The sequence below is a fragment of the Hirschia sp. genome, assembly GCF_058892565.1.
This window is the reverse complement of the sequence record NZ_JBZXVU010000054.1, coordinates 1-11085: the sequence shown is the minus strand read 5'-3', so window position 1 is coordinate 11085 and position 11085 is coordinate 1. Positions and strand designations below refer to the sequence as shown.

Sequence of the window (11085 nt, the reverse complement as noted above, 5' to 3'; positions counted from 1 at the left end):
CTGTCTGAACATAACAAGAATATGCAGGGGTATAGCTCAGTTGGTAGAGCTTCGGTCTCCAAAACCGACGGTCGAGGGTTCGAGTCCTTCTGCCCCTGCCATTGGAAACAAAAAGCCCGCTTCCTTTGTTTAGGGAGCGGGCTTTTGCTTTGGGAGATAATTGAAACTTGTTATTGGTTTAATCTAGCCAATGCTGTTTTGTATTCTGATTTAAGTCTCTCAATAAGTTGGGAGGCGGGTTGAACATCTTTAATTGTCCCAATGCCTTGGCCACAGCCCCAGATATCTTTCCATGCTTTTGCATCACTACCCATGGCGGCGAAATCCATTTTTTCAGCTTCTTGCCCAGCCAATTTGTCGGGGTCTAGGCCAGCATTGACGATGGAAGGTTTAAGATAATTGCCATGTACACCGGTAAAAATGTTGGAATAGAGTATATCTTCTGCTGAACAGGTCGCGATCATTTGTTTGTATCCTGCGACTGCATTGGCTTCATCAGTGGCAATGAATATCGATCCCATATAAGCAAAATCTGCTCCCATTGCGATTGCGCCAGCAATGGAGGCTCCGTGACCAATCGAGCCTGACAGAGCGATAGGACCATCAAACCATTCGCGTGTTTCACGCACTAATGCGAATGGAGATTGTGTCCCAGCATGGCCACCAGCACCAGCGGCGACAAGGATTAAACCATCTGCGCCTTTTTCGATCGCTTTGTGGGCAAACTTTTGATTGATTACATCGTGAAGAACAATACCGCCATAGCTGTGAATAGCATCATTTACATCTGTTCTGGCACCTAAGGATGTGATGATCATCGGCACTTTATATTTTACGCAGAGTGCAAGATCTTCTTCCAATCTAACATTTGAGCGATGAAGGATGAGATTTACAGCATAGGGCGCATCTTCTGGCCCAATTTCCTTATTTAAACGCTGTAGCCATTCTTCAAATTGTCCCGGTTGGCGCGCATTGAGGGATGGAAATGCACCAACAATACCTGCCTTGCACTGTGCGATAACAAGATCAGGGTTCGAGATGATGAACATTGGAGACGCTATAGCAGGAAGCTGCAAGCGATCTTTTAATGAGGAAGTCAGTGACATTAAAGCGTCCTGTTTTGCAATATTTGAATTTTGAGCAAGCTTACGCTTCAATTTTCCGCTGACAACCGTGTCGCCGCGTCAGGGGGAGCGCATTTTTTTGGTAGCTTGTTTCCTGTAGATAATTCTTCAAGCGTTGACGGGCATAGATTTGGAAGCGCCAATACCAAATAGAGAAACGGGGAGAATCAAATGAAAATTGGATGTGAATGTGGAGAAATTGTCGGGCATGTAGCGAACGTATCACCCAAGACAGTAAATCGCGCCAAATGTTATTGCAGGGATTGTCAGGCAGCAGCTTTTCTTGGTGATGCCAATAAAGTTCTTGATGAGCATGGAGGAACACAGGTGTGCCAAACAATACCTGCTTTGGTGAGCTTTGAGCAGGGTATCGAAAAACTTCAATGTATACGTTTGTCAAAAAATGGACTTATGCGGTGGCGTTCTAGTTGTTGTAATACGCCAATAGCCAACACATTGCGTGATCACAAATTCGCATTTGTGGGGGTGATCCACACTGGAATTACGCACCCAGCAATGGGAGAGGAGCGAGATAAGCTGCTTGGGCCATGTGTCTTTAATGTAAATACTCAAACAGCTATAAACGGCCCTATTAAGCAAGTGGGCGTAAAAAGAACTATTTTTAAAGTCCTGTCCGGTGTGATGAAAGCAAAGCTGACTGGATCTTACAAGCAAAATCCGTTTTTTGATTCTTCCACTGGCGATCCGATTGTAGAGCCGCGCATTCTATCAAAAGAAGAAAGGGCGGCTCTTTATGAGCAATTGGATTCGATCTAAGTTGTTGGTGCTAAAATTTGAAATCTTCTAACTCTTCAAATGCCGCTTTTAAAGCGTCGCCCCAGCCTGATGATATGCTGAGATAATAGTCATCATCTTTATAGATTCTCTTTTCATGCGTGACGTTGAAGCTGTTAGCTTCATAGCATTGTAGATCGATAGGGAGGTCTACAGAGAGATTGGCTTTGATCGTGGAGTCAAACGAAACCATGAGTAATTTGGTCGCTTGCTCGAAAGACATATCTGGATCATAAGCGCGCAAAATAATAGGCTTGCCGTATTTTGTTTCTCCGATCGGGAAAAACGGCGTTTCTTTGCTGGCTTCGATGAAATTACCTTCAGGGTAAACCAGAAATAACCTTGGTTCAGAACCTTTTATCTGGCCGCCGATAATAATGGTCGCATTGAAAGTGGATGATGCTTGTTGGCCATCATCTTTCTGGTCTCTGATGATTTCCCGCAGCGTGTCGCCAATTATATTGGCAACTTGAAACATAGAAGGCGCTTGAAGTATGGAAGGCTTTCTGTCTTTGGGGGCTTTGGTGCGCTCATCTAATACAGATACAAGTGCTTGAGTCGTCGCAAGGTTTCCTGCAGTCATTATCGTGATGACTCGTTCACCAGGATTTGACCATGTGAACATTTTTTTGAAAGTCGAGATGTTGTCGACACCCGCATTTGTGCGTGTGTCTGACATGAAAATAAGCCCTTTGTTTAAGAGCATTCCAACACAATAAGTCATAACTCCCGCTCCTTATAAATGCGCAGAATCAGTTCAGCGTCCTTATTGTTGCACTTGGAGGCTTACGACAAGCTTTTCTTCTACATCGCCCTGCACAAGACCGGAAATTGGTGAAGCTTCACGCGAATCTCGGCCTGTTGCAACTCTGACATATCTTTCGTCGGGGCATTGTTCGTTTGGGGGATCAAATCCAATCCATCCGATATTGTCGACATAGGCTTCAGCCCATGCGTGTCCAGCATTTTGAAGTTTGATATCATCCGTCATAAGGAAGCCGGAAACATAGCGGGCTGGATAGCCTGCTTCACGAGCCGCCGATATAAAAATATGAGCGTGATCTTGGCACACACCTTTGCCTTTAGTGAGGGCCTCTTCTGCTGTTGTTGCAGAGTTTGTCTCGTCTTTAGTGTAGTTTACTGCCGCTAGAATAGCATCATTGAGTGTGTGCAATTGTGCAATTGAGTTTTCAGAAGCATCTAGCAATTTCGCTAGCTTTTTTATTTCAGGGCCTGGTTTTGTCAGACGGGTATGACGTCTAAACAACCAAAGCGGTGCATATCCACCATGAGGACCAATCACACCTGCACGATCTGCTGTTTCTATCTCACCTTTGCATCGCACAATAATTTCCGTCACATCTGGTGCAAAGCGGATGAGATCAACTTTATTATTGTGATGGTCGGTAAATGAGCATTGTAGGTTTCCACCAACAATTTCTATCTTCCAGTCAAGGACGGTTTGTCCCGCGCTTGATTTAGGCGTTAAGCGCAGCTGTTGAAGAGCGTATGATACTGGAGCATCATATTGATAGCGTGTTTCATGAGAAATGCTTAGGCGCATAGAAATATCTTTAGTTAATCATAAAAGCGGAAATCTTTTTCGATTTGGGTGCCCAAGGCTCCGGCTTTTTGGATGAAAGTTTTCAGGAATTCATGCAGTCCAAGGTCGAATATTGACGAGACTGTTTGGTCCTGGGTGAAGGTGTGAAGTGCTTTGGCCAGCTCTAGGCTTTCAGACGTAGTATCATACGCATTTGATAAATAACGTAGATTACGTTTGACCTTTTCAGTGCTGTGATTGAGAGATCTTGGCATGCGTCCATCTAGAACTAAGAATTTCACGATGGATGTCGGCATAGAGGTCTCGACCTCTTCATTTTCATGAATCCAACGAAATGCGCGTTCTCCAGAGACTGATCTTAATATCGCTTCCCATTGAACATTGTCCAAAGAGGAGCCGACATAAGATATAGAGGGGAGGAGGACATAATATTTCACATCGAGAATACGGGCTGTGTTGTCCGCTCTTTCTATAAAAGTGCCCAAACGCGTGAAATTATAAATATCATTGCGAAGCATGGTGCCGTGCAATGCACCGCGAACATGAGACGTTTGTTGGCGAATTAGTGCTAAAACGTCTGACAGGTCAGATTCTTTTACGGGTTTTGAAAGAACAGTTTTGAGCGTGAGCCAAGTTTCGTTCACAGCTTCCCAGACTTCTCGGGTGAGAGCTGTTCTAACAAGACGTGCATTCTGACGAGCCGCGATGATCGAGCTGATCACACTTGAGCCGTGAGTTTTATCGCAGAGTAAAAAATTGACGACTTTTGAATATTCATACTCGTCATAGCGTTGTAGGTATTCTTCTGAACTCCCCACGGCTGTGATTATGTGAGACCATTCATCCGAACTTGACGCTGAACGGGTCACAGATATGCGATACCCAGTGTCGAATAAGCGGGCTATGTTTTCGGCTCTTTCGAGATAGCGGAACATCCAAAATAGGCCGCCAGCTGTTTTCCCTAGCATGCTCTATTCCTTCAATACCCAAGTATCTTTTGTGCCACCGCCCTGACTGGAGTTTACGACAAGTGAACCTGATTTCATTGCAACACGAGTCAATCCACCTGGCGTGATTTTGATATTGTCAGGTGACATTAGCGCAAATGGACGCAAATCAACATGGCGCGGGGCTAAGCCTGATTTGGTGAAAATCGGTGTTGTAGAAAGCGACAATGTTGGCTGGGCGATATACACTTCAGGGTTTGCACGCAATTTAGCTTCAAATGCGGCGATTTCTTTTTTCGACGATGTCGGGCCGATAAGCATGCCGTAACCGCCTGATCCATGAACCTCTTTGACGACGAGGTCTGCAAGATTATCTAATACATAGGCAAGAGAATCCGCGTCTGAACATCTCCATGTTGGGACGTTTTTTAATATGGCTTCTTCGCCCGTGTAAAATTTAACAATTTCAGGGATGTATGAGTAAATTGCTTTATCATCGGCAATTCCTGTTCCCGGCGCGTTTGCGATAGTAATGCCCCCAGAGCGGTAAACATCAAGTATTCCGGGGACTCCTAATAATGAATCTGGATTGAAATTCATTGGGTCAAGGAAATCATCATCTATGCGGCGGTAGATGACATCAATAGGTTTGTAGCCACGAGTTGTGCGCATTGCGACGCGGCCATTCTCGACGCGTAGATCATTGCCTTCGACAAGCTCTGCGCCCATTTGATCTGCAAGAAATGCGTGCTCAAAATAGGCTGAATTGTGAATGCCGGGCGTTAACACTGCGATGACAGGACGTTGATCACATTTTGTTGGGCGGCAGCGTGATAATGAATGACGCAGGTCTCGCGGGTAATCTGAAACGGGTTGAACTTTAATTTTGGAAAACAGCTCAGGAAACATCTGCAACATGGTTTCGCGATTTTCGAGCATGTATGAGACACCTGAAGGTGTGCGTGCATTATCTTCCAGAACGTAGAATTCGTTTTCGCCGGTTCGAACAATGTCAGTTCCAGTAATGTGTGTGTAAACGCCGCCAGGAGGTGTTACACCAATCATTTCAGGAAGAAAGGCAACATTGTTAGAAATCATTTCTTCAGGGATTTTGCCTGCCCGAACAATTTCTTGGCGATGATATATATCATGCAGGAAGGCATTTATCGCACGGACGCGTTGTTCAATGCCTTCTGAGAGTTTTGACCATTCTTGTGCGGAGATGATTCGCGGCACGAGATCAAAGGGGATGAGGCGCTCATCGGCTTCTGCCTGACTATAAACATTGAAAGTAATCCCCGTGCGTCGAAAGAAATTTTCGGCATCACGTGATTTCTTTTTTAACTCAGAGGGGTCTTTGCCTCTTAGCCATTCATAGTATTTTTCATACGGCGCACGGGTTTGGTCGGCATAGCCGAACATCTCGTCGAAATATTTAGAATCGGTGTTTGTAAATTCCATTACTTTATTCAATACGAAAATTGAAGATATGCCAGTCTAACATTTGTATTTTATAGAAAAAAACTGCAAATTTAAGAAAATACGACCAAGATGCAGCATCTGACTTAATTGAGTGGATAATTGTTGAGCAATTTCTGCAGAAGGATATGAATATTGGCGAGGGTAGCTTGTGGAAGTTTCTGACTATTTGGGCTTGAAACTTACGATGACCTAAGTCAATTAGAAACCCAAGATTATAGTTTTTTTAGATAGGTATGGACGTGAGGCCTGTGTTCGACTACAAGGCCTCCCTTAACCCATCCCTTAAAATCGGGAAGACACGGATAGCTCATGGCTGAGACCAAGAAGCGCACGAACCCTTTTACCTTTTTCGGTCAGGTGCGTGCTGAAGGACGAAAAGTAACTTGGACATCGCGACAGGAAACTGTAGCGGCAACAATCATGGTTTTGATCATGGTTGTATTTGCATCAATTTTCTTTTTGCTAACGGATTGGGTCGTCTCGGCCGTTGTTAAGCTAATTACAGGGATCTAAAACCCCATGGCCAAAGCCAGATGGTATATCGTTCACGCATACTCAAATTTTGAGAAAAAAGTTGCTGCTTCCATTCGCGAGCAAGCGGCAATGCAAGAGCTTGAGCACCTTTTTGAAGAAATTGAAGTGCCGACAGAAGAAGTTGTGTCTGTGGTGCGTGGTAAAAAGAAGACGACAGAGCGTCGCTATTTTCCTGGATATGTTCTGGTGAAAATGCAGCTAACGGATGCTGCTTATCACTTGGTAAAAGAAACACCAAAAGTGACAGGGTTCTTGGGTGCTGATGGCGGTAAAAAGCCTTTGCCGGTTCCTCAGTCTGAGGTTGACCGGATTATGGGGCAAGCTTCTGAGGCTGCTGAGCGTCCAGAAATACCAAATGTCATTTATGAAGTTGGTGAAAAAGTTAAAGTTACAGATGGTCCATTTGCTTCCTTTGAGGGTGCTGTTGAAGATGTTGATCTTGAAGCAGCTCGTCTGAAAGTAACTGTATCCATCTTTGGCCGTGAAACACCGGTCGATCTAGAATTTGGTCAGGTTGAAAAGCTATAGGCTTTTGGGCTGGCTAATTAACGATGTGGGAGGCGGGCTGTAAGTCCATAGTGCCGCCGCACCACGTCATTCCCGGTGCGTATGGAATTTATTCTGTGCGCACGCTTCGCGTTTTGAAAGGGAAATCATGGCGAAGAAATTACTTGGGCAGCTTAAGCTGCAAATTCCGGCTGGCTCTGCCAACCCGTCTCCACCTGTTGGTCCTGCATTGGGTCAGCGCGGTATCAACATCATGGAATTCTGTAAGGCGTTTAACGCTAAAACACAGGAAATGGAAAAGGGTATGCCTATTCCTGTGGTGATTGATTACTATCAAGATAAGTCTTTCACGTTTGCGACAAAGACACCGCCGGCAAGTTATTACCTTAAAAAGGCTGCTGGTCTTTCTAAAGGTGGTACTGAGCCTGGGCGTGCTGTTGCTGGTTCTGTGACAATGGCTCAATGCCGTGAAATCGCTGAAGCTAAATTGCAAGATTTGAACACAGCTGATGCTGATCAAGGTGCTAAGATTATCGCTGGGTCTGCCCGTGCGATGGGCTTGACGGTGACGGAGTAGTATTATGGCTAAAGTTGGAAAACGTATTGCTGCAGCGCGTTCTGCAGTAGAAGTTGGTAAAGCGTATACGCTTGCTGCTGCTGCGGAATTGGTAAAATCAAACGCAACTGCTAAGTTTGATGAAACAGTAGAAATTGCTGTAAATCTTGGTGTTGACCCTAAATATGCGGATCAGATGGTTCGTGGTGTGGTGTCACTTCCGCATGGTACTGGTCGTACAGTGCGTGTTGCTGTTTTTGCGCGTGATGCAAAAGCTGATGAAGCACGTGAAGCAGGTGCAGACATCGTGGGTGCTGAAGACCTTATGGAAGAAATTCAAGAAGGTAAGATGGACTTTGATCGCGTGATTGCGACACCTGATATGATGGCTATTGTTGGTCGTCTAGGTAAGGTTCTTGGTCCGCGTGGTCTTATGCCAAACCCTAAGGTCGGAACTGTAACACCAAACGTTGCTAAAGCTGTTGCTGATGCAAAAGGTGGTGCTGTTGAGTTCCGTGCTGAGAAAACTGGTATTGTTCATGTTGGTGTTGGGAAAGCTTCTTTTTCTCAAGACGCAATTGAAGAAAATGCACGTACTTTGATCCTTGCTTTGCAGAAGGCTCGTCCTTCTGGTGCGAAAGGAACATACGTTAAAAAGATTACACTGAGCTCCACAATGGGGCCTGGTGTTGAAATTGATACTCAGGAAGCACTTGCATCTGACGCGTAAGTGTGCATAAGAGATCAATTCGGCGACAGCTCGGTGGTTAACATCGTACTGTCGCCTTTCTCGTCCGAGATTGCGGGTGGGGGCAGTTCTTCTGAATTGTCCACATAATCATTTGGCCCGTATGAGACGGGGTGTAAGGATAAGGTTCGCGATTGGGTTGTAAAATCTGATTGTGATCTGGGTTTCTATATCGCCCTGGGACGGGGGTACACTAACATAAGTTAGTCGTACCTCATTCAGCTCCTTGTGGGTTGTGCGAGTGCGATATGGCAGATGTTCGTGTGCTATCCTGGGGTGACCGGATGGTTCGGTTACCTAAATTGGAGGCCGCTATGGATAGAGCTGGAAAAATTAAAGCGCTAGAGATGCTGAAAGGTATTTTTGGTGAGGCGGGTGCGGTAATCGTAACCCATTATTCCGGACTGACTGTGGCGGAGATGTCTGACCTGCGCACGAAGCTCGCTGCTGAAGGTGCAAGTCTAAAAGTTATTAAGAACCGTCTTGCTAAGATTGCTCTTGATGGTCGTGGTGGTGATGAACTGGCTGGTATGTTTACTGGTCCAGTTGCTATTGCTTATGCACCAGACCCTGTATCAGCCGCTAAGGTTTGTGCAGCCTATTCCAAAGATAACGAAAAGCTCGTTCTCGTTGGTGGGATTATGGAAAATGACGTGCTTGATAAAGCTAAGGTTGAGGCTCTTGCCAAAATGCCTTCTCTGGATCAGCTGCGTGGCAAGATCATTGGTGTTATTCAGGCTCCTGCAACGAAAGTTGCTGGCGTACTTCAGGCACCAGCTGGTCAATTGGCTCGCGTCATTTCGGCGTACAGCACAAAAGACGCTGCTTAAGAACAACATCTCTAAACACTCAGTTCAAGTTTAAAGACTATAGAAGTATTAGGAAGAAACCCAATGTCCAAATTAGAACAAATCGTAGAAGACTTGTCAGCATTGTCTGTTATGGAAGCTGCTGAACTAGCTACTCTTCTTGAAGAAAAGTGGGGCGTGTCTGCTGCTGCTCCTGTTGCTGTTGCTGCTGCTGGTGGTGGTGAAGCCGCTGCTGCTGCTGAAGAGAAAACAGAATTCGACGTCGTGTTGAAAGCTGCTGGCGCTAAGAAAATCAACGTTATTAAAGCTGTTCGTGAAATCGTTTCAGGTCTTGGCCTGAAAGAAGCGAAAGAGCTTGTTGAAGCTGCTCCTAAGGCAGTTAAAGAAGGCGTTGACAAAGCAGAAGCTGAAGAAATCAAGAAAAAACTTGAAGAAGCTGGTGCTGAAGTCGAGCTTAAGTAAGCTTTACGAATGCAGGCGATTCGGTCACCCCGCGTAAAGGTGGTCGAATAGCCTTAAAACTTTAAGGCGGCGTCCCAATTGGGTCGTCGCTTTTGCGCACCGGATGTGGCGAGGTTCCTACGTTCCCTTGATTGGCGCGATGTAGCTACCCTTAAGAAGAGGCCCAAACATGGCTCTGTCGTTTACGGCGAAAAAGCGTATTCGGAAATCCTTCGGGAATATCCCAGAATCAATCCAAATGCCGAACCTGATCGAGATTCAGCGTTCATCTTATGAGCATTTCTTGCAAATGCACGTATCATCATCTGAGCGTGAAGGCGAAGGCCTAGACGCTGTGTTCAGGTCCGTGTTCCCGATCAAAGATTTTTCTGATCGTGCGACCCTTGAATATGTGTCTTATGAGTTTGAGCCGCCTAAGTTTGATACACAGGAGTGTATGCAGCGTGACTTGAATTATGCTGCTCCTCTGAAGGTCAAATTGCGTCTGATCGTTTTTGAAACAGACGAAGAAACCGGCGCTCGCTCTATTAAAGATATTAAAGAGCAAGACGTTTATCTTGGTGATATTCCGTTGATGACGGAAAAAGGTACATTCATCGTGAATGGTACTGAGCGCGTTATCGTGTCTCAGATGCACCGTTCTCCAGGTGTGTTCTTTGATCACGATAAAGGTAAAACGCACGCTTCTGGTAAGTTGTTGTTTGCTGCACGTATTATTCCATACCGTGGTTCATGGCTCGATTTTGAATTCGATGCAAAAGATATCATGCATGTGCGTATCGACCGTAAGCGTAAGCTGCCTGCAACGGCATTGCTTCAGGCGCTTGGTTACGACCATGAGCGTATTTTGGATACATTCTATTCCAAAGTAGGCTATCGCATTGATAAAGCTGGTTGGATCACATCATTCTCTCCTGATCGCTGGAAAAGCGTTCGTGTGGAATTTGATATTCTTAATGCTGCTGATGGTAAGGTTGTCTTTAACGGTGGGAAGAAAATTTCTCCGATTAAAGCCAAGCGCGCCGGCGAAGCTGGTGTTGAAGAAGTGCTTGTTCCATCTACTTTCCTTGAAGGTAAATTTGTTGGTGAAGATATCGTCAACATGGAAACAGGTGAGATCTTCGTTGAAGCTGGTGATGAGCTAACGGAAGAAAGTATTGCAGAGCTTCGCGATGCTGGTGTGGACATGATTACTGTCCTCGATACTGATAGTGAAGCTGCGCGTGGCCCATGGCTTCGTAACACGTTGAAGGTAGACAAAGCGTCAAACCGTACTGAAGCATTGTCTGATATCTACCGTGTGATGCGTCCAGGTGAGCCACCAACACTTGAAGCGTCTGAAGCATTGTTTAACCAATTGTTCTTCGACAGCGAACGCTATGATTTATCGGCTGTTGGTCGTGTGAAAATGAACATGCGCCTTGGCTTTACATTGGAAGAAGCGCCAGACACTGAGCGTACATTGCGCGAGGATGATATCCTTGGTGTGATGTCGACTGTGTTGGGGCTGAAGGAGGGTAAAGGGGAGGTCGATGATATCGATAACCTTGGAAACCG

12 protein-coding genes, 1 tRNA gene and 1 pseudogene are annotated in these 11085 nt (G+C 45.5%); 9 read left to right on the top strand and 5 right to left on the bottom strand.

All coding sequences use genetic code 11. The features are described 5' to 3' along the window. The first annotated feature begins 25 nt into the window (after positions 1–25). Positions 26–101 (top strand) — tRNA-Trp (locus tag AC5EF3_RS15850). A 69-nt stretch (positions 102–170) separates the two neighbouring features. Here AC5EF3_RS15850 and AC5EF3_RS15845 read toward each other — a convergent pair. Then, on the bottom strand, positions 171–1106 hold the full coding sequence (locus tag AC5EF3_RS15845) for an NAD(P)H-dependent flavin oxidoreductase (protein ID WP_493548731.1): 936 nt from the start codon (positions 1104–1106) through the stop codon (positions 171–173). Between the two features lie 189 nt (positions 1107–1295). On the opposite strand from AC5EF3_RS15845, the gene AC5EF3_RS15840 reads away from it, so the two are divergent. Then, complete coding sequence (locus AC5EF3_RS15840; protein WP_493548730.1) at positions 1296–1901, top strand: DUF6151 family protein; 606 nt, start codon at positions 1296–1298, stop codon at positions 1899–1901. 10 nt (positions 1902–1911) lie between these two features. Here the strand turns inward: AC5EF3_RS15840 and AC5EF3_RS15835 are convergent, their stop codons facing one another. Genes AC5EF3_RS15835 through AC5EF3_RS15820 form a run of 4 tightly spaced genes read right to left on the bottom strand, consistent with a single transcriptional unit; the run spans position 1912 to position 5891 of the window. Further along, positions 1912–2643 (bottom strand): proteasome-type protease, encoded by a 732-nt coding sequence (locus tag AC5EF3_RS15835; RefSeq protein ID WP_493548729.1) that lies wholly within the window; start codon positions 2641–2643, stop codon positions 1912–1914. A 42-nt stretch (positions 2644–2685) separates the two neighbouring features. Next, entirely contained in the window at positions 2686–3483 is a 798-nt protein-coding gene (locus AC5EF3_RS15830) for a transglutaminase family protein (RefSeq protein ID WP_015827932.1), read from the bottom strand. A 14-nt stretch (positions 3484–3497) separates the two neighbouring features. After that, positions 3498–4451 carry an alpha-E domain-containing protein gene (locus AC5EF3_RS15825; RefSeq protein ID WP_493548728.1) on the bottom strand — a complete coding sequence of 318 codons (954 nt, stop codon included), beginning with the start codon at positions 4449–4451 and terminating at the stop codon, positions 3498–3500. Between the two features lie 3 nt (positions 4452–4454). Beyond that, positions 4455–5891 carry a circularly permuted type 2 ATP-grasp protein gene (locus AC5EF3_RS15820; protein WP_015827930.1) on the bottom strand — a complete coding sequence of 479 codons (1437 nt, stop codon included), beginning with the start codon at positions 5889–5891 and terminating at the stop codon, positions 4455–4457. Between the two features lie 330 nt (positions 5892–6221). Here AC5EF3_RS15820 and secE point away from each other — a divergent pair, with 330 nt between their 5' ends. The 7 genes and pseudogenes from secE to AC5EF3_RS15785 all read left to right on the top strand — a co-directional run. Next, on the top strand, positions 6222–6425 hold the full coding sequence (secE, locus tag AC5EF3_RS15815; RefSeq protein WP_015827929.1) for a preprotein translocase subunit SecE: 204 nt from the start codon (positions 6222–6224) through the stop codon (positions 6423–6425). Positions 6426–6431: 6 nt separating this feature from the next. After that, positions 6432–6974, top strand: a complete 543-nt coding sequence (gene nusG, locus AC5EF3_RS15810) for a transcription termination/antitermination protein NusG (RefSeq protein ID WP_015827928.1) — start codon at positions 6432–6434, stop codon at positions 6972–6974. Positions 6975–7101: 127 nt separating this feature from the next. After that, positions 7102–7530, top strand: a complete 429-nt coding sequence (gene rplK / locus AC5EF3_RS15805; RefSeq protein ID WP_015827927.1) for a 50S ribosomal protein L11 — start codon at positions 7102–7104, stop codon at positions 7528–7530. A 4-nt stretch (positions 7531–7534) separates the two neighbouring features. Beyond that, positions 7535–8239, top strand: coding sequence for a 50S ribosomal protein L1 (rplA, locus tag AC5EF3_RS15800; protein WP_015827926.1), 705 nt, complete (start codon positions 7535–7537; stop codon positions 8237–8239). A 332-nt stretch (positions 8240–8571) separates the two neighbouring features. Beyond that, the gene (rplJ, locus tag AC5EF3_RS15795; RefSeq protein ID WP_015827925.1) at positions 8572–9087 is read left to right on the top strand and encodes a 50S ribosomal protein L10; all 516 of its coding nucleotides are present in this window, start codon (positions 8572–8574) and stop codon (positions 9085–9087) included. 63 nt (positions 9088–9150) lie between these two features. Then, positions 9151–9528 (top strand): 50S ribosomal protein L7/L12, encoded by a 378-nt coding sequence (gene rplL / locus AC5EF3_RS15790; protein ID WP_015827924.1) that lies wholly within the window; start codon positions 9151–9153, stop codon positions 9526–9528. A 169-nt stretch (positions 9529–9697) separates the two neighbouring features. Then, positions 9698–11085, top strand: a pseudogene (locus AC5EF3_RS15785) (DNA-directed RNA polymerase subunit beta); the annotation flags it as partial.

Bases quoted from the DNA above. Each gene is read 5' to 3' on its own strand.
- AC5EF3_RS15825 (WP_493548728.1), bottom strand. From the start codon at position 4,451: ATGCTAGGGAAAACAGCTGGCGGCCTATTTTGGATGTTCCGCTATCTC.
- nusG (WP_015827928.1), top strand. From the start codon at position 6,432: ATGGCCAAAGCCAGATGGTATATCGTTCACGCATACTCAAATTTTGAG.
- rplA (WP_015827926.1), top strand. From the start codon at position 7,535: ATGGCTAAAGTTGGAAAACGTATTGCTGCAGCGCGTTCTGCAGTAGAA.
- secE (WP_015827929.1), top strand. From the start codon at position 6,222: ATGGCTGAGACCAAGAAGCGCACGAACCCTTTTACCTTTTTCGGTCAG.
- rplL (WP_015827924.1), top strand. From the start codon at position 9,151: ATGTCCAAATTAGAACAAATCGTAGAAGACTTGTCAGCATTGTCTGTT.
- AC5EF3_RS15830 (WP_015827932.1), bottom strand. From the start codon at position 3,483: ATGCGCCTAAGCATTTCTCATGAAACACGCTATCAATATGATGCTCCA.
- rplJ (WP_015827925.1), top strand. From the start codon at position 8,572: ATGGATAGAGCTGGAAAAATTAAAGCGCTAGAGATGCTGAAAGGTATT.
- AC5EF3_RS15835 (WP_493548729.1), bottom strand. From the start codon at position 2,643: ATGACTTATTGTGTTGGAATGCTCTTAAACAAAGGGCTTATTTTCATG.
- rplK (WP_015827927.1), top strand. From the start codon at position 7,102: ATGGCGAAGAAATTACTTGGGCAGCTTAAGCTGCAAATTCCGGCTGGC.
- AC5EF3_RS15840 (WP_493548730.1), top strand. From the start codon at position 1,296: ATGAAAATTGGATGTGAATGTGGAGAAATTGTCGGGCATGTAGCGAAC.
- AC5EF3_RS15820 (WP_015827930.1), bottom strand. From the start codon at position 5,891: ATGGAATTTACAAACACCGATTCTAAATATTTCGACGAGATGTTCGGC.
- AC5EF3_RS15845 (WP_493548731.1), bottom strand. From the start codon at position 1,106: ATGTCACTGACTTCCTCATTAAAAGATCGCTTGCAGCTTCCTGCTATA.